Raw genomic sequence first — 15,865 nt, 5'->3', positions numbered from 1 at the left:
ACCGGTCAACGGCGGGAAGGCGCACCGCCGATCCCGGGGCGCAGCCGGTCGGGCGCGCCCCGGAGCGTCCGGCAGGTCAGGCCAGCACGGGCGGGGCGTCGGCGTACTGCGTGCCCGGCTCCGGCGGGATCGGCTCGCCGGTGGTGGCGTCCGTGCAGTAGGCGTTGAAGATCTCGGCCCTGCCCAGCGGGTGGGCGGTGCAGTCGCGCAGTCGCCAGCCGAGCACGCGGGAGGTGTCGTCGGCGTGGTGGGTGCGTACGACCGCGCCGCCGATGCGGCCCGAGGTGAGGGACAGCAGCGCGATGACGTCGAGGGCGGCTTCCGGGTCAACGTCGGTGTACTCGCCGAAGTTGTGGAAGGGCAGGGTGAACGCGGCCGGACGGGCGCGGCCGGTGACCGAGAGGTCAGGGTGTGGCACCCGTCGCCGACGGCGCCGAAGAGGCTCATCAGCAGGCTGGCGGCGCGCTCCACGGCGGGGTCCATCGGGGGGAGGTGGTAGGTCATGGGTCTGCCTCGCTTTCGAGTGGGTGTTCTCGGCGCGGCGGGGGTGCCACTCCCCCGCCGCTGGGGCCGGGGCGCAGCGGGTCGGCTGCGCCCCGGGGTTGGGTCAGTCCTGGACGAGTCGCAGTGCGCGGGCCTGGGCGGTGGTGTCGAGTGCGGGGGTGCACCACTGGATGCTGTCGAGGACGATCAGGTCAGTGACGTCGTCGAAGCCCTTGGGGGCGCTGGCGAGCATGCGGACGTAGTAGGAGAACGCGAGCGCGTCGAGTGCCTTGGCCGGGCCTGTCTTGGGGAGCGGCGGGTTGGTGCGCAGGGCCGCGATGTACGCGAGGGCAAGGAGGCCGAAGATGTCGGACTCGATGATCTCTTCGATCTTCCAGCCGGTGCGCTGGGTCAGGGGCACCATGCGGGCCAGGAGGTAGCCCATGGCGTCTTCCATCTCGGCCTCGGTGTAGGGCATTTCCGGCTCGGGGGCCGGTGCGGGGACTGCGGAGAGGTGACGGCGAGCGTTCTCGTTCGGCATGGTTCTCCTCGGTTCGGGAGTGCGTGCTTTCGGCTGCCGATCGGCTGCCACCGCCGATCTGCATAGTTCAATTATGCATTCTCTGAGTATTCATTTCAAGGGTTCTGGATCAATTCGCTGACGCGTTTCCCGAGGTCGGGGCAGGTTTCCGGCCCTGGGGGCGGGGCGCTGCGCGGGCCGTGTCGCCGCCCCATGGCGCGCAGCGCCGTGGGCCGAGGGGGGCGGCAGCGCGAAGCGAGGGAGCGGGGCGCGCAGCGTCCCCGTCGACCGGCTGCCGGGCCCGAAGGTGCGTGAGAGCGCGCAGCGCTCGGTCCGGGCCGCAGCGCAGCGGAGCGCCCGGCACGCAGCGAGGTGGGGCGCGGGGAGCGCAGCGGACCGCGCCCCACCGGGCGGCGCGGACGGCGCAGCGCCCCGCCCCCAGGGAGAGAGCAGGGTGCTGCGCCCCCACAGTGCTGCTGACCGACCGCTGCGCCCGGGCTCCCGCAGGCGGCAGCGCGGGCCCGGCGGCTTCGGCGAGGCTCCGGCCAGCCAACCCGCCTGCCGGGCGGAGCCGACGTGGGCCGGAGAGGTACGGGGCGCAGCCGGATGGCTGCGCCCTGTGGGATCAGTTCTCGTTGTCCCACCTGCGGCAGCGCTCGTAGGCGAGGGCGGCTGCCGTGTCGGGGTCGGGGGCGTCGAACTCCTCTGCCCAGCGGGTGAAGTCGGCCTCGCTGGTGGAGAGCAGCTCGATCTGGTCGGCGACCGGGCCGGGCAGGACGGCGGCGATGAGGAGCTCGGTGCAGTCGACGTCCAGGGTCAGGCCGATGACGGTGAACGTCTGGGCGGCTGCTGCGGTCATGCGATCAGCTCGAATGTCGCGCTCTCGATGACCTGGGCGCTCAGGTCCCCTTCGAAGGCCGCGACGACGTAGGCGCCGTTGTCGCCGCCCCAGAGGGTTTCGGGCCTCTCGCCGTCCTCACCCTCGGCGCGGTGCGGGAAGTGCTCAAGGACGGCCTCGGCCGCATTCTGCTTCGCCTCGTCCAGGCTTTCTCCCTCGGCGACGACGGCGAAAGCCGAGGCGAGGTCCCAGCAGTCATACCAGTCGCCGACGAACGTGTATTTCATGGATTTTCCCTTCTCTGTTATCCGGAGGGTCCGGGCCCCGGAATTCGTGTCCGGAGCCCGTGGTGACCTGGTGTCAGCGGCGCCGCGCGCCCGGTACGCGGGCGTTGATGCGCAGCAGGTAGAGGTCGAGCAGCGTCAGGGCCTGGTCCTCGGTGAGCCCGTGGACGGTGTCGGTCCTGGGGTCCGTGGCGCCGGTGAAGACGACGTCGCCGAAGTGCACGCCGGGATGCGGCTGGTAGGCCAGCAGCAGGGCCGAGGCGTGCGCGTTGCGCGGGCGGCCCAGCGGGATGGCGTATTCGTCCGCCCACATGGTCAGCTCACCGGTGAGGCTGATCGGCAGAACGGCATCGCTGCACAGTGCGCGCTGCGGGGTGGTGATGGTGTTCCAGTGCAGCAGGCGGAACGTGCCGGTGGGCGACACCCAGAGCGCGAAGGTCCAGGCGGCCGTTGCGGTCGCGGGCATAGCTGTCCCCTTTGTTCGGAGTGTGAGTTTCGGTGTTGGCCGACTGCCACCGCCAACCAACGAGACAACTATACCCTTTACGAGTCACATTCGGGGTGTAGGCACCGATCTCCTCTCGGCGTTTTTCCGAGGTCAGCGGCCATTTGGGGGATGGCCGGCCCGGCGCCGCCGCGCACCGCCCGGCGCATCGACGAACGGCCGCCAGGGGGTCGGGGCGGCTGGCCCGGCAGACAGGTGCGCCCCGGCACGGCGCGGGGCCGTACTGGGGCGCAGGAGGGGCGGTCAGGCAGCGAGGACGACGTGCGGGGCTCCGTGCCGGACGGGTCGCGATAGTCGGGGTCCAGGTCGACGGTGGCCGCCTCGGTGTCGCCATGGACGGTGAAGACGGTGGCCCAGGATGCGGCGCTGCGCTGGATGGCAAGGGCCTTACGGGCAGCGTCGACCGGGTCGGCCGCGTTCAGGTCGATCTCCCAGGTGACGTGATACTCGGGCACGGTTCTCCTTCGGTGGAGGTGGAGGGCGCCGGCCGACGGTGCAGCCGGCCGGCCGGCACGGGCGGCCGGCCGGCGCGGGCGGTCAGGCGGCGAGGGCGAGTGTCGCGTTGTCCAGGCTGCGCTCGTCGACGCTGATGCAGTGGGTGAGGGGGTTGAGGTGGTCGAGCCAGACTTCTTCGTTCTCGGCGAGGTAGTCGCGCAGCGTCTCGGGGTCGGCGACGGCGCGGGCGGGCAGCTCCAACTCGGCCTCGAATTCGTACGTGACCTCTTCGGTGACGGTGAGCGCGACCGTCACCGTGACCTCCGCGTCGTCGTCCTGCTCCGCCTCGGGCTGCGGCCGTCTGAGGTTGACCACGGCGGCCGAGGGGAGTTGAACCGCGTCCGGTCCGCTCACCGGTCCAAGGCGCAGGAGGGTGGAGCCACTGGCGGTGTCGTGGACAGCCTCCAGCGCGGTGAGGACGATGCCGCCGCCGAGGACAGGGATTTGGTCGCCGGCCTTCAGGTCGGCCGCGCAGGCGGCGGGTTCGCCGGCGAAGGAGTAGTCGGGGCGGTAGGTGTAGTGATGCATCGCGGTGCCTTTCTGCGTGATGAGTCGAAGGGCTGCCGGCGGCCGCCCGGCGTTCCGGCCGGGCGGCGTGCCGGTCAGGTGCGTGCAGGGGAGTCGGTGGGCGGCCTGGGGGCGCTGTAGGGCCGCAGAATCGCCTCCCCGCCCCAGCCCCACAGTCCGGGCTCGGCCTGCTCGCTCAGGAGCAGGCAGAGCAAGCTCGGCCCTGAGTCGCCCGGGTCGTCCTCGCGCTCGGCCGAGTCCGGAAGGAAGAAAATCGACGGAGGCGGTTGCCCCTCGCCCCTGGCCGCGCGAGCGATACCGAACAATGCGGATACGAAGGCGGCGGCGCGCAGGGGGTGTGTCCAGACGGGGAGACATGGTGGGTCATACAGCCCCTGCGGAGCCGGGTGCCGCGTCGCTACCCGTATGGTCGAAGCAGACGGGTACTGCTGGGCTGGGGCCGCTAGCGTTCGTAGCAGCCTGCTCAGCAGGCTGCTGCCGTTCCCCTGACGACCGGTGGCTCTGTCTTACAGGGAAGCACGGGTCTGACAGCCAGTCACCTGGCACTTGGACCATTGGAGTCTTTCATGCCGTACGCACGCATTGCGCGCGTCTTCGCGTCGGTGATCGTGGCCGCTGTGCCACTGGCAGCGTGTCAGTCAGGCAGTGGTGATGTGGTAGCGCAGGCGTCCTCCCGGACCGAGGCCGCCGCGGCGGCTTCGCCCACCGGGCTGACTGCGGGCACGGGGGCGGAGTGTGCTGCGGCGGCTCTGAAGCTGAGGGCCTACCAGGCTGCCCGTCGACCCGCTGGCACTGGCACCGGAGCGGTGATCGTCGAGTTCACCAACGTCTCCCAACAGCCGTGCATCCTGCGAGGCCATCCGTCGGTGGCCGGGGCCGGCAACGGATCCACCCAGCGCAGCACTGCGCTGAAGGTGACTCGTACGGGCTCGCCCTCGACCGTGCGGCTTGCGCCGCGTGCCAAGGCGTGGGTGAAGCTGACCTTCGTGCAGGTGCAGGGCGAGGGCCCCGGTTACTGCCTGTCCGGCGCGGAGCCTTCCGTGTACCCGGCGCTTGTGATCGGTCTGCCGCAATCGGGAACGCATCGAGTCGCTCTCACAGACGGCCGCATCGCCGAGTGCGACAACAAGGTCACCGCGACTGCGGTCTTGGCAGTGGAACCCTCCTGAGCGGACTCGTGATCGCTCACCGGACGCGCCACATGGCGTCTTAGCGGCATATCACCTGGGTGCCTCCTACGGTTTGAATCATGATGGTCGGCCTGCTTTGCGCGCTCCTTGCCGCAATCCTGACTGGTTTCGCCACCGTTCTGCAGGCGCTGGGAGCGCGACGGGCTGACGGGAGGACGGCCGCGTCCGTGGTCTCCGCGCTGCGGCAGTGGCCCTTCGTGTGCGGGATCGGCATGGACATACTGGGCTTCGGTGCTGAGCTGATCGCCCTTCGCAGGCTGCCACTGTTCGTCGTCGAAGCCACCCTTGCCTCGGCATTGGCGGTCACAGCCGTCGGCGCCTCCCGCATTCTCAGGGTGCGGCTACGGGGTGTGGAGTGGGTGGCCGTGGCAGCGGTGTGCGCCGGGCTCGCGCTCCTGGCGCTCACGAGCGGCCGGGAGGGGACCGGAAAGGGTGACGAGCCCCTCAGGGTGGGCGCCCTGCTGGCGCAGTGGGATGGCTGTGCTGGGGTGGGCGGCGCGGTCCGCGTCCAGCGGCGCTCGAGGAGCCGTTCTGGGCTTCATCGCGGGCCTCGACTTCGGCTAGTGGGCGTGAGCGTGCGCATTCTCCCGACAGGCGGTGTGGGGGAACTCCTCACGGAGCACACGACGCCGCACCACCGCTGATGAAGGTCCACCCCCATCTGCCTCGCGCGGACACCTTCTGCGCCAACCGGAACGGGTCCCGGCGGGGACGATTCAGTTGGGTGATTCAGGGCGGTGCGCTCTTGAGGCCCGTGTCCTTGCACATGGTGCCGGCCTTGGGGACCGCCCCATCCGTGAGGTACTTCGCCATGATTCTTTGCGTACACGGTCCCATGACCATGAAACCGTGCCCCGTTCCTGCGTTGCTGACGAGTGTCGCGTCGTGAAGCCCTTGGGACGCGGCCTTTGCCCAGTGGAGTGGCGTGGCCGGGTCGACGGTGTTGTTGGCGAGCAGGAGGGGCCCGGGGGTGTCGGCGGTGAGCTTGTGTGGGGTCACCGGGGCGTGCGCGGGCCAGTCCGCGCAGGGGCGGAATAGGTCTAGGGGGCCGAACACCGGTGAGGTTCGGGTGGCGTCGGTGATGGCGCGGTCCAGGGCCTGGTGGCTGCGCTGTTGAGGGGAGGCGAGGGTGCAGGCCACGGCGATGAATGTCTCGTCCTCGCCGCTGAAGGTGCCGTTGTCTTCACGGTCGTGGGCGGCGTCGGCAAGTTGGCGGATGCCGTCCAGGTTGCCCGTCGCTGCCTGATCAAGTGCCTGCGTCAACTGTGGCCATACCGCTGCTTTCTCGATTCCCTGGCCGATGGCCGAGCGGAGGTCTGATCCGGTGACCGGCCGTTTCGGATCCGCGGCTGCCGGGGCCGGCTGGGCGTCGAGTTTGTCGATCATCTGCAGTACCCGGTCTTGCGCTTGCCGACGGCTGGTTCCCAGGGGGCAGGAACCGTGGGAAAGGCAGTGGTCGACGAACCGCTCAAAGGTCTGCTGCGCGCTGTGCGCGTTGTCCCGGACAATATCCGGGAGCGAGCGAGCGGGGTCCATCACGGAATCCAGATACATACGGCCGACGCGCGCGGGGTACCGCTCGGCGTAGTACTGGCCGATGAGCGTGCCGTAGGAGGCGCCGAGGAAGTTGAGCTTGCTGTCCCCCAGGATGCTGCGCATGACCTCCATATCCTGCGCTGTACTGTCCGTACCAACACGGGGCAGCAACGCACGATATCTTTCGCCGCACATATGTGCGAGATTCTTTGCGGCTTGACGCCGCTGTTTCCGGCCATCGGCAGTGGTGGGAGCGAGCGGAGCGTTGTAGTAGGCGTCGTGCTCAGCCTGGCCCAGACAGTGGATCTGCCCGCTCGCGCCGACCCCTCGGGGGTCGAAACCGACCACGTCATAGGCGGCCGCCACGGGCGTCTGCGCCACCCAGGCCGCAAACTCCAGGCCCGATCCACCAGGCCCACCAGGGTTGACCAGGAGCGAGCCTTTCTTGCGTCCCGTTGCCGGGAACCTATTCAGCGCAAGGCTGATGGTGCCACCTGCGGGGTCTTCGTAGCTCAGAGGCACCTTCACGTGAGCACACAGCGCCTTCTGCCCACCGCCGCACGGCTTCCAGGCCGGCCTCTGACTGGTAAAGGCGGCCATATCAGTGGCGATCGGCGGCGGTCGCGTGGTGACGGCAGGATGGCCGCCATCACAGGCCGACACAGCAGTCATAAGCGCCGCAACGCTCATACACGCCGCCACACGCCATGTGCGCATATCCGTCCCCTACTTCGTCACGCAGCAGGTCACTGATTGATCCAGTTCCAGCCTTGCCCCTCTACGGCTTCCGTGCACGTTCTCAGGACGCTGTGTGTCCTCGGGGCCTGGCGTTACCGATCCTCGGAGTTCCGTCCTGTGTGCCCGCACACCGGCTGTTCTCCTTCATGAACGCGTGCTCAACACTTGAGCACCACGGAGGCAAAGGGGCGCGGCTCTACGCCCAGTGGCGTAAAGCCACGCGAAGCCCCTTGATCACGAGGCCCTCGCGCCCTGCACCTCGGTGCAGGAGGTCAGCCACTACCGGGCACGTCCCCAGCCCGACGGATGCAGGCGAGCGTCCCCCGGACGAAGCCGACAGATCAACGTGAGGACCCTGAGTCAGTCAGGCGGTGGGTCAGACCCCGCCACGTACGTCCTCACGGTCAGGCGGCTAGGGCGGTTGAGTTAGCCAGCGGCTGCGCCGTCGCCGAGCTGGTGACGGATGGCGTCGCCGCGGGCCCACAACAGGTGGCCATCAAGGGCGTCAAGCATTCGGGCCGCGGCCACGACGGCGGAGAGGTGCAGGTCCTGCTTGAAGGTGTGGCCGATCCTCTGCCCTGATCCGTCGGCGGCCGCGCCGGTGTTACATCCTGTGTCAACCCACAGGGGGTAGCCGGAGACTCCACCACGACTGCGGAGTATGAGCGGAGCACCGACGCGCGCCCCCGGTGTCAGCCGTAGGCCATGACGTAGGCCAGTACTACTGCGAGGCAGAACACGGGGTAGTAAATCCGGGCAGCGATGTTGAGGTTGCGCCATCCGACGACGTTGTTCTTCTCCACCAGCCGGCCGCTGATGAGGGCTACGAGGACGCAGGTGGCGGCCAGGAAGATGAAGGCGTAGTAGCCCCATTCGATGGCCACGTTGTACTCGACGTCCGGAAGAGAGCTGGTGACGGCGGTCAGCAAGACGGCAGCGCTCAGAATCGCGGTGATGCCCATGGAGATTCTGCTGCCGATGTAGCGCTTCTCGCGCGAGAAGAACAGGGAGACATAAGTGACCAGCGCCAGCAAAACCAGGGGCAGCAAGTTCTTCAGAAGGAAAGACCCGAGGTCGCGCTGGATGGTGACCTCCGCCACGTACTGCCCGTAGTAGATACCGGGTGCTTCCTGTGCGACGGTCGGATCGCCCAGCGCTGCGGTGCTTCCCACGGTGGCCTTGTACAGGTCCAGGCGGGCCGACTGCCAGCCGGAGAGCCGGTCGATGGAGGAGTCCACGTCGCTGCCGCTGCGCAGTGCCTCGGCCTGGTCCTGCTCCAGCACTTTACGATCGCCGACATAGACGACCTGAGAGGCGGAGTGCTTGCTGTTTTGCAGGGCGATGGTCAGGTGTTGCCGGTCAAAATCGACGACGCCCTACATCCTTGCCGCGCGCTGGAAGACTGTCGACTCATCCGACACTTGCGGGACAGCCCTTAAGCTGGCGTGGTGTAAGGCCGGGGAAGAGGGCGTGCTCCGGCGATCCCTTTTGAGGTGCTGTCAGCGGTAAACGGGGCCAACGTAGTTACCCGGGTGCGTGGCCGCTTCCTGCTTTTGAACCGGGCCCCACCACCAGCGCAGTTCCTTCGCCTTGGTGTTACCGGGCAGGGTAACGGCCGCCACTCCAGGGTCGATGATGTTGTCGTCGCTTTCCTTTCCGGAGAGGAACGTCACAGTGAACCGGGCGCTGGCGCCCGAGTTGAGCCTGACGGTCTTCGGCTTCTCCGAGGTCTGGGGGAAGAAAGTCTCGGTTTCCACGCCCTGGGTCTCCGTGCCCATCTTCAGCGTCACCTTTGGGTAGCCACGCAGGGTGCATGCGCCAGATCCGGTGTTCTTCACCGCTACGAAAGCGTTCACCTGATCTTCAGTATTCGTGCCGCCGGGCTTGGCCGTCCCGCCGGACGTCCAGTCGAGGGCCAGGCTGCTCGTCCGGCAGGGAGTCGACTGCACAGCCGAGGGCTGATTGGCGGCCAAGGCTGGGGCCGTCGTGATCGTCAGGATGCCAGCGGATACGAGGGCCGCCGTACGTACATGGATGCGCGCCAATGTCCCACTCCAATCAGATTTAACGGGCCTGCGCCCTGCGTTGTCGTCTGATAGCCCCTGCGCACGAGTATCCGGGATCGTCGACCTCCACACACCTTCAGTTGGTTGAAACGTCACCCTCTGTTTGGGACTTGCCGTCTTGCTGCAATGCCCGGCAGATTTATAAGACCGCCACCGCGCGAGTCGCGCCGGCGGTGCTCGGCGGCTGTGGATTCAGCTTTGTTGGACAGACCCCGCACGAAGCGTGCAAACCTACTCCCCACAGCCCCTGCGGCGCCTAGCGCAGGGAACCGGTGTCGCCGTAGCGACCGAGGACGAGGACCTGCGCCGCGCGAGGGGGCCAGTGACGCTTCCGAGGATGGCTTCGGTGGCGCGGCGAACGGACCAGGAGGGCAGCCACTCCTGAGCAGCGACTGGGTCGCTTGTCATGGGGCAGAGCGTGCACGGCGGCGTAGGATCGTGGTCGGTGAACAAGCCCTACAAGGTGGTGGGGCGCTGCGGCCCCCGCCGACGCGCAGCGCCAGGAGCGACAGACGACTCACCGGCCCAACGCATGCAGGGCTGTCCGAGTGGCAGGACGAGTCCGGGTGGGTGAGGGTGGTGTCAGCGGGTCAATGATCGCGCAGCGGCTGACCCCCGCGGCGTGGAGCTGGGGAGCTGGCGTCAGCGCCACGCTGCTGCTTCGCTCGCCAGAGGTGCGTGGCCACAGCGGACTCGGGCCAATGGGCCGCGCTCACATCGTAAGCACCCCACCGGAGGTGTCCCATGCTGTCTCTTCGCCTGCTCACCGGCGCGGCCAGTACCGCGTTGGTCCTCGCCCTCCCTATTACAGCGGTACACGCCACGCCATCCGTCGTGGCGGACAACTGTGCCAAGGCGATCGCGGTCGCCGAGAAGACACAGAAGGACTACGAGTCCTGGCTGAAGTGGTACAACGACTTGATCGCTCAGGGCGGCCATCCCGGCATCGCCGAGAGGCAAGCCCTGGCTGACGCGAAGGCCGACCGCGACAGGACGGCCTCCCAGGCCCAACGCATCTGCGGCCCATGACCCGTCGGCACGACTGAGCCCAGCGGTGGGGCATGGCTTACTGCCCGGCCCAGAGCCTCGTGTCGTGCAGCGGTGTGTCGTGAACGCTGCCAGATCCGATGCCGATCACGGCCGTACCCGAGTCTGAGCCAGCCCCACCTCCGTCAGCTTGAGTTTTAACCTCGGCTGTTGCCTTCTGCCTCCGTGCTTGCAGGTCAGAGCCGACTTGCTCCCCACGGGGCGCATGCAGCCCAGGTTCTGGAACACCACCACTGCGAAGCCTCGTCTCACTGGTGTTCCGGAACCTCCTGCCTCAGCTTGGCCAGGGAAGGTCATGAAAAGCGCGACCGGGCCCACAGGACCATAGGTTCAGGATGACCAACGACGAGACCGCGTGTCAGCCGTTGGGCATGTCCCTAACCTCCCTGGACACCAACAGAGCTGGCTTGTTCCCCTCACAGCGCATGTAGTCCAGGTTCTGGGACACCACCGGGCCGAAGCTCGTCTCACCGGTGTTCCATAACCTGTCCAAGGCCCGGGACGAAACCAGTTCTCGATCCATCGACACCGGGACTGACGGCACCCTGACCCACCCCGCCGCGCGAGCGCCCGGCGTCGGCGACGTGCCGTGGTCAGCAAACGGGTGCACCGCAGGTGGCCATCGGGGCATCTCAATGCCCGGAGTCAACCGATCGACAGCCCGTCCGGGGGTTGGCGGGTTGCTCTCGACCCGGCTGTGCGTTGTCAGTGCATGAACCGCATCCGGACTACTGCCGCCATGGCACTGCTCACTGCCGCTCTGATCGGCACCACCGCTGCGCCAGCCTCAGGGACGAGCATCATCGGCTTCGGTAACTCCGCCCACGACAACACCTGCGTCAATCAGGCGAGCGCCGCCGGACAGGCCGCCACCACGCAGGGGCCCGGCGCCACCACCGGTCTCGCCGCCGCCCTTCCAGGCAGCAGCCCCACCAACCAGTGCGGAAACCTCGGCATTCCCGAGGTCGCCACGATCCATTCCGCAGCCATTGTGGTCAATGCCAGTGACCTCCTGAAACCCCGCTGACCGTCGTCTTACCCCAAGCCCCGCGCCGCCCGGCCGGGGCATCTCAATGCCCCGTGTCAAGGCGTCGGGCGGTGCTGCCTCCCGTGTCCAACCTGTACTGGTACGCGTTGGCGGTGCATGAACCGTATGCACGTCACTGGCGCACTGGCGCTGCTCACCGCCGCCAGCAGCGCCCTCAGCATCGCTACACCCGCAAGCGCTACCTCCGTCATCGGCTTCGGTAACGCTGCCTTCGACAACGCCTGCGCCAACATCGGTGGCCCTCGTGCCGGTGGTGTTACGAAGCAGCACAGCGGCATCATCACCGGCCTCGGTGTCGCCTTGCCCGCCAGCAGCCCAGGCAACCAGTGCGGCACCCTGGGACTGCCAACCATCTTCCATGAGATGGGTGATGTGGACGTGATGGGCACTGTGACGGGCGGGGAAATTTAGCCGCACGGCTGCGAGCGATCACCTCACCCACTCGGACACCGCCCCGGATCCCTAGATGCCGGGGCTGTTTTCATGCGGTGGGGAACCGATGGACGGTGATGCCGGAATCAGCCGGTGCACCCGTGAGAGAGGAACCGCACGATGGAGCAGTCGGAGCTGGAGAGCAAGGTCCAGAAGCTGGAGACAGGCCTGGCGGTCCAGGGGCGTCCCTGGCCGGGGCGCAGGCCACGCAGGCGGCGGCGCCGGCGGGGATGACCTCGACGTTCGCCGCGACGCAGACCGGAACGTGGGCGGTGATGGCCACAGGCAGTGCCGCACTGCTGGTCGGGATCTTCCTCGGCATGGCTATCGCCGAGGACTGACAGGGCCCCGCTCTACCGGGAGCCGCCCGCCTGGCGTTGCCGCCGCTCGTCCGCCCCTGGGGTCCGGCGGGGGCGGCGGCCCTGGGGCTTGCTGGTGCAGCTCGGACGGTCACGGAACCGTCCGACGACACTGACCTGCTTGTTCTTGCCGAGGAGTTCCGGGACGGCTGACCGTCTTGATCGCGAGGTTGAGCTGCTTCTTCGCCCAGGTCACGGGCTTGATAGGCGGAGTCGGCCCAGACGATGGTGATCTCGGGGTGCTCAAGGTGGAGCCGGAACCGGGCGACGGCGGCCGCCGCCCACTGGCGTTCTGCTCACGCCCGGCCAGTGGGGCAAGGGGCTGCCGGGGGCTACCGGGTCAGGAGCCAGGTACTGGCGCACAGCGAGGCTGACGTGATGAGCGTGGCGGTGCTGATGCGCATGAGTCGTTGCCTCAGGTGCTCGTAGCGCGCGGTGTACTCCTCCTTCAGCTCCTCGCAGCGGGCGGTGATTGCCTTCAGGGCTGTCTTAGAAAGTTCGAGGCGGTCCTCGGCGTAGAGGCGTGCGACCTCTTCCTGCTGCGCGGTGGTCAGCCAGGGCATGCGGCGTGCGAATGCTTCTCCTTCGCTGCGGGCTGTCCGTAGCTCCGCCTGGTATAGCAGATAGCCCTCAACGTGGTTGATGATCGCGGCCATGTCCCGATCCGCCGTCGGCCGGGCCGGCCTCATGTGTCGTCCTTGCCGGGCATGGGAGCCACGCCTTCTCCGGGTTCGATGACATCCCTGCGGCCGTGGCTCACTGCGCTGTCATAGGCACTGATGGCCGGGTGATGCAGGTCGAAAGCGGGTGACTCGGAGCGGATCTTGGGGAGGGTGAGGAAGTTGTGGCGGGGTGCGGGGCAGGACGTCGCCCACTCCAGTGACCTGCCGTAGCCCCAGGGGTCGTCGACATCGATCCGCTTGCCGATCTTGGCGGTCTTCCACACGTTGTAGAGGAACGGCAACGTCGACAGGCCCAGCAGGAAAGAACCGATCGAGGACAAGGTGTTCAGCGCGGTGAACCCGTCGGCGGCGAGGTAGTCGGCGTACCGGCGGGGCATGCCTTCGGCGCCCAGCCAGTGCTGCACGAGGAACGTCAGGTGGAACCCGACGAACAGGGTCCAGAAGTGGATCTTGCCGAGGCGTTCGTCGAGCATGGTGCCGGTCATCTTGGGCCACCAGAAATGGAATCCGGCAAACATTGCGAAGACAATCGTTCCGAACAGCACGTAGTGGAAGTGGGCAATCACGAAGTAGCTGTCGGTGACGTGCCAGTCCAGGGGTGGCGAGCCGAGGATGACGCCGGTCAGTCCGCCGAAAAGGAAGGTGACGATGAATCCGACGGCCCACAGCATGGGGGTCTCGAAGCTGATGGACCCCTTCCACAGGGTGCCGATCCAGTTGAAGAACTTGACGCCCGTCGGCACCGCGATGAGGAAGGTCATAAAGGAGAAAAATGGCAACAGCACCGCACCAGTGGCGAACATGTGGTGGGCCCACACCGTCACCGACAGGCCGGTAATCGCGATGGTGGCGGCCACCAGGCCGATGTAGCCGAACAGCGGCTTGCGGGAGAAGACGGGGAAAATCTCGCTCACGACACCGAAAAATGGCAGGGCGAGGATGTAGACCTCGGGGTGGCCGAAGAACCAGAAGAGGTGCTGCCACAGCATCGACCCCCCGTATTCGGGCGCGAAGACGTGGGAACCGAAGCGTCGGTCCGATTCCAGAACCAGAAGAGCGGCGGCGAGCACGGGGAAGGCAAGCAACACGAGGATCGAGGTCAGCAGCACGTTCCAGGTGAAGATCGGCATCCGGAACATCGTCATGCCCGGCGCGCGCATGCAGATGATGGTGGTGATGAAGTTGACGGCGCCGAGGATGGTGCCGAAGCCGGAGAGCGCCAGGCCCATGATCCACATGTCGGAGCCGGGGCTGGGTGAGCGTTCCTCCCGGCTGAGTGGCGTGTAGGCGGTCCATCCGAAGTCGGCGGCGCCTTGGGGCTGGAGCAGGCTGGCGACGACGATCAGGCCGCCGAAGAGGAACAGCCAGTACGAGAGCATGTTCAGTCGCGGGAAGGCGACGTCGGGGGCGCCGATCTGCAGGGGCATGATCGCGTTGGCGAACCCGGCGAATGTGGGGGTCGCGAAGAGCAGCAGCATGATCGTGCCGTGCAGGGTGAAGGTCTGGTTGAACTGCTCGTTCGAGATCAGTTGCAGCCCCGGCCTCGCCAGCTCGGCGCGGAGCATCATCGCCAGCAGGCCGCCGAAGAGGAAGAACCCGAATGATGTGATCAGGTACAGGTGACCGATCTTTTTGTGATCCGTCGTGGTCAGCCAGTCGACAGCAATACGCCCCATCCCTCGGCCCTTCACAGGGACAAGCGTGGTCGGCTCGGTGGTGGTGGTCATGCGAAACCCCAGAGGCGCGGAGGGCAGGCGGGTGGGCGCGACCGCGGTCACCGTCGCGACATCGCAACGCTACGGAAGAGCACACGTAGTGACGCGGTAGGCGAGCCGTTTCGGGAAAAGGCATTTCATGCGAATTCTGTCCCTGGCCGTCAGCCGGGCGCCGCTCGGGCAGTTGTGGAGACCCTCGGGGCTGGGGCCGCCTGCATGTGCGCCCAGGTATTTCGCAGCTTGACGGTCGGATGGCGAGGGTTGAGAACTCTCACCGAGGTCACTCGACGGGCATAACGCCTCACACCGGCAAAAGGAGGAGCCATGGCTGAGCCGGAATCGTATGAGACCCCGCTGGAGCGGGAGACCGGCGAGAAGGACGTCCATCCGGAGGAGGAGCGCGGGAAGAAGGCGGCCCGCGAGCCACAGCGTTCGGCGCCTGGCCAGTCGGAACAGGAGCACCGGCAGACCGAGGTCGAAGGCGGCCAGGAGCCGGGCTAGGCCCGGCTAGCCGGTTGCGCGGGAGGGCGCCCGGTCGTGTCCCCGCGTCACGCTCTTCAGGCGGCGCTCAGGGGGTGGCGACGGAACTACGAAAGGTGGGTGGACGCAACTCCCTTGGGTACTCGCGCCGGCATGATGAAGCGCGCACTGTGGCAAGGGCTGCTGGCCGGGGCGGCAGGAGCCGTCGTGATGACGATGAGTGAGAAGGTCGAGCAGCGCATCACCGGCCGGCCCGATTCCCATGTCCCCGCACGCGTCCTGGAGCGCCTGGCGGGGATGGCTGAGCGGCCCGGCAGGCAGCCGCTGCCGGTGAACTGGACCATGCACTTCGGCCAGGCTGCCCTCCTGGGGGTGCTGCGCTCGGTGATGGCACAGGCAGGTTTGCGTGGGCCGGTGTCCTCGGCGAAGTTCGCCGTAGTGCGACTCACCAACGACCAGATCCTGGAGAACATCACCGGTGTTGGTGCCCCGCCGTCCACCTGGCCCCGCAAGGAGCTCGTGGTAGACGTGCTGCACAAGACCGTCTATGCCTTCGTGACCGGCGCCATCGCCGACGCCCTGGCGGCCCGCAACGGCCCTGGCCCCGGCCAGCGGCATGCCGCCATGCGGTCCGGCCGGGACCCCGATGTAGGGCCCCTGCCCCGCAAGAGGTGAGGCGCGATGAATCTGATGAAGGTGGATCCGCGGGCGCTTAGCCGTGCCCAGGGCCTGTTCAATATCGTCGGCGGCGCCTGGCCACTGGTATCGCTGCGGACCTTCGAGCGGATTTACGGGCCGAAGGCCGATGACTGGCTGCAGAAGACTAGTGACGTGAGTCAGAGATCTTCCGGTAGTTCTCGCACGCCGTCCGGCTTGCCAGCGACACGGCTTCTCGCCGCCGGGCGCGGTCTGAAGGGG

Annotated in this window: 19 protein-coding genes and 1 pseudogene; 8 read left to right on the top strand and 12 right to left on the bottom strand. The window is 67.6% G+C overall.

Annotation, left to right across the window (positions count from 1 at the left end):
* Positions 1-76: 76 nt before the first annotated feature.
* From ABT360_RS33620 to ABT360_RS33590, 7 genes are all read right to left on the bottom strand, one after another.
* Entirely contained in the window at positions 77-418 is a 342-nt protein-coding gene (locus ABT360_RS33620; protein ID WP_351825231.1) for a hypothetical protein, read from the bottom strand.
* A 189-nt stretch (positions 419-607) separates the two neighbouring features.
* Positions 608-1,024: a hypothetical protein gene (locus tag ABT360_RS33615; protein WP_351825228.1), complete on the bottom strand. Its 417-nt coding sequence runs from the start codon at positions 1,022-1,024 to the stop codon at positions 608-610.
* Positions 1,025-1,628: 604 nt separating this feature from the next.
* Positions 1,629-1,862 (bottom strand): hypothetical protein, encoded by a 234-nt coding sequence (locus ABT360_RS33610; protein WP_351825225.1) that lies wholly within the window; start codon positions 1,860-1,862, stop codon positions 1,629-1,631.
* A complete protein-coding gene (locus tag ABT360_RS33605) occupies positions 1,859-2,128 on the bottom strand; it encodes a hypothetical protein (protein WP_351825222.1) in 270 nt (89 codons plus the stop codon). The genes ABT360_RS33610 and ABT360_RS33605 overlap by 4 nt, the downstream gene beginning before the upstream one ends.
* 73 nt (positions 2,129-2,201) lie before the next feature.
* A complete protein-coding gene (locus ABT360_RS33600; protein ID WP_351825219.1) occupies positions 2,202-2,591 on the bottom strand; it encodes a DUF3846 domain-containing protein in 390 nt (129 codons plus the stop codon).
* A 77-nt stretch (positions 2,592-2,668) separates the two neighbouring features.
* Positions 2,669-3,085: a hypothetical protein gene (locus tag ABT360_RS33595; RefSeq protein WP_351825216.1), complete on the bottom strand. Its 417-nt coding sequence runs from the start codon at positions 3,083-3,085 to the stop codon at positions 2,669-2,671.
* Positions 3,086-3,167: 82 nt separating this feature from the next.
* Positions 3,168-3,653 (bottom strand): hypothetical protein, encoded by a 486-nt coding sequence (locus ABT360_RS33590; protein ID WP_351825213.1) that lies wholly within the window; start codon positions 3,651-3,653, stop codon positions 3,168-3,170.
* Positions 3,654-4,219: 566 nt separating this feature from the next.
* On the opposite strand from ABT360_RS33590, the gene ABT360_RS33585 reads away from it, so the two are divergent.
* Both ABT360_RS33585 and ABT360_RS33580 read left to right on the top strand, forming a co-directional pair.
* Positions 4,220-4,822: a DUF4232 domain-containing protein gene (locus ABT360_RS33585; protein WP_351825210.1), complete on the top strand. Its 603-nt coding sequence runs from the start codon at positions 4,220-4,222 to the stop codon at positions 4,820-4,822.
* A gap of 80 nt (positions 4,823-4,902) precedes the next feature.
* Positions 4,903-5,487: a hypothetical protein gene (locus ABT360_RS33580; RefSeq protein WP_351825207.1), complete on the top strand. Its 585-nt coding sequence runs from the start codon at positions 4,903-4,905 to the stop codon at positions 5,485-5,487.
* Between the two features lie 85 nt (positions 5,488-5,572).
* On the opposite strand, the gene ABT360_RS33575 is transcribed toward ABT360_RS33580, so the two are convergent.
* The 3 genes from ABT360_RS33575 to ABT360_RS33565 form a co-directional block, all read right to left on the bottom strand.
* Positions 5,573-7,069 carry an alpha/beta hydrolase gene (locus ABT360_RS33575; RefSeq protein WP_351825204.1) on the bottom strand — a complete coding sequence of 499 codons (1,497 nt, stop codon included), beginning with the start codon at positions 7,067-7,069 and terminating at the stop codon, positions 5,573-5,575.
* A 740-nt stretch (positions 7,070-7,809) separates the two neighbouring features.
* Positions 7,810-8,400, bottom strand: a complete 591-nt coding sequence (locus ABT360_RS33570) for a hypothetical protein (RefSeq protein WP_351825201.1) — start codon at positions 8,398-8,400, stop codon at positions 7,810-7,812.
* A 216-nt stretch (positions 8,401-8,616) separates the two neighbouring features.
* A complete protein-coding gene (locus ABT360_RS33565; RefSeq protein ID WP_351825199.1) occupies positions 8,617-9,162 on the bottom strand; it encodes a DUF4232 domain-containing protein in 546 nt (181 codons plus the stop codon).
* Positions 9,163-9,927: 765 nt separating this feature from the next.
* On the opposite strand from ABT360_RS33565, the gene ABT360_RS33560 reads away from it, so the two are divergent.
* The 3 genes from ABT360_RS33560 to ABT360_RS33550 all read left to right on the top strand — a co-directional run bounded on the left by ABT360_RS33560 (position 9,928) and on the right by ABT360_RS33550 (position 11,689).
* Positions 9,928-10,212: a hypothetical protein gene (locus ABT360_RS33560; protein WP_351825196.1), complete on the top strand. Its 285-nt coding sequence runs from the start codon at positions 9,928-9,930 to the stop codon at positions 10,210-10,212.
* 757 nt (positions 10,213-10,969) lie between these two features.
* Complete coding sequence (locus ABT360_RS33555; RefSeq protein WP_351825194.1) at positions 10,970-11,257, top strand: hypothetical protein; 288 nt, start codon at positions 10,970-10,972, stop codon at positions 11,255-11,257.
* Positions 11,258-11,374: 117 nt separating this feature from the next.
* The gene (locus ABT360_RS33550; protein ID WP_351825191.1) at positions 11,375-11,689 is read left to right on the top strand and encodes a hypothetical protein; all 315 of its coding nucleotides are present in this window, start codon (positions 11,375-11,377) and stop codon (positions 11,687-11,689) included.
* A 712-nt stretch (positions 11,690-12,401) separates the two neighbouring features.
* On the opposite strand, the gene ABT360_RS33545 is transcribed toward ABT360_RS33550, so the two are convergent.
* Positions 12,402-12,725: a hypothetical protein gene (locus ABT360_RS33545; RefSeq protein WP_351825188.1), complete on the bottom strand. Its 324-nt coding sequence runs from the start codon at positions 12,723-12,725 to the stop codon at positions 12,402-12,404.
* 29 nt (positions 12,726-12,754) lie between these two features.
* Complete coding sequence (gene ctaD / locus ABT360_RS33540) at positions 12,755-14,479, bottom strand: aa3-type cytochrome oxidase subunit I (protein ID WP_351825185.1); 1,725 nt, start codon at positions 14,477-14,479, stop codon at positions 12,755-12,757.
* A gap of 312 nt (positions 14,480-14,791) precedes the next feature.
* On the opposite strand from ctaD, the gene ABT360_RS33535 reads away from it, so the two are divergent.
* From ABT360_RS33535 to ABT360_RS33525, 3 genes and pseudogenes are all read left to right on the top strand, one after another.
* Positions 14,792-14,968 carry a hypothetical protein gene (locus ABT360_RS33535; RefSeq protein ID WP_351825182.1) on the top strand — a complete coding sequence of 59 codons (177 nt, stop codon included), beginning with the start codon at positions 14,792-14,794 and terminating at the stop codon, positions 14,966-14,968.
* 132 nt (positions 14,969-15,100) lie between these two features.
* Positions 15,101-15,622: a hypothetical protein gene (locus ABT360_RS33530; protein ID WP_351825179.1), complete on the top strand. Its 522-nt coding sequence runs from the start codon at positions 15,101-15,103 to the stop codon at positions 15,620-15,622.
* Positions 15,623-15,628: 6 nt separating this feature from the next.
* A pseudogene (locus tag ABT360_RS33525) lies at positions 15,629-15,865 on the top strand (hypothetical protein); the annotation flags it as partial.

The sequence above is a fragment of the Streptomyces sp. NPDC000229 genome, assembly GCF_040300825.1.
GTDB lineage: Bacteria > Actinomycetota > Actinomycetes > Streptomycetales > Streptomycetaceae > Streptomyces.
This window is presented reverse-complemented; position numbering and strand designations above follow the sequence as displayed.

Bases quoted from the DNA above. Each gene is read 5' to 3' on its own strand.
- ABT360_RS33605 (WP_351825222.1), bottom strand. From the start codon at position 2,128: ATGAAATACACGTTCGTCGGCGACTGGTATGACTGCTGGGACCTCGCC.
- ABT360_RS33545 (WP_351825188.1), bottom strand. From the start codon at position 12,725: ATGGCCGCGATCATCAACCACGTTGAGGGCTATCTGCTATACCAGGCG.
- ABT360_RS33530 (WP_351825179.1), top strand. From the start codon at position 15,101: ATGATGAAGCGCGCACTGTGGCAAGGGCTGCTGGCCGGGGCGGCAGGA.
- ABT360_RS33575 (WP_351825204.1), bottom strand. From the start codon at position 7,069: ATGAGCGTTGCGGCGCTTATGACTGCTGTGTCGGCCTGTGATGGCGGC.
- ABT360_RS33555 (WP_351825194.1), top strand. From the start codon at position 10,970: ATGGCACTGCTCACTGCCGCTCTGATCGGCACCACCGCTGCGCCAGCC.
- ABT360_RS33610 (WP_351825225.1), bottom strand. From the start codon at position 1,862: ATGACCGCAGCAGCCGCCCAGACGTTCACCGTCATCGGCCTGACCCTG.
- ABT360_RS33585 (WP_351825210.1), top strand. From the start codon at position 4,220: ATGCCGTACGCACGCATTGCGCGCGTCTTCGCGTCGGTGATCGTGGCC.
- ABT360_RS33590 (WP_351825213.1), bottom strand. From the start codon at position 3,653: ATGCATCACTACACCTACCGCCCCGACTACTCCTTCGCCGGCGAACCC.
- ABT360_RS33615 (WP_351825228.1), bottom strand. From the start codon at position 1,024: ATGCCGAACGAGAACGCTCGCCGTCACCTCTCCGCAGTCCCCGCACCG.
- ABT360_RS33560 (WP_351825196.1), top strand. From the start codon at position 9,928: ATGCTGTCTCTTCGCCTGCTCACCGGCGCGGCCAGTACCGCGTTGGTC.
- ABT360_RS33580 (WP_351825207.1), top strand. From the start codon at position 4,903: ATGATGGTCGGCCTGCTTTGCGCGCTCCTTGCCGCAATCCTGACTGGT.
- ctaD (WP_351825185.1), bottom strand. From the start codon at position 14,479: ATGACCACCACCACCGAGCCGACCACGCTTGTCCCTGTGAAGGGCCGA.
- ABT360_RS33600 (WP_351825219.1), bottom strand. From the start codon at position 2,591: ATGCCCGCGACCGCAACGGCCGCCTGGACCTTCGCGCTCTGGGTGTCG.
- ABT360_RS33535 (WP_351825182.1), top strand. From the start codon at position 14,792: ATGGCTGAGCCGGAATCGTATGAGACCCCGCTGGAGCGGGAGACCGGC.
- ABT360_RS33550 (WP_351825191.1), top strand. From the start codon at position 11,375: ATGAACCGTATGCACGTCACTGGCGCACTGGCGCTGCTCACCGCCGCC.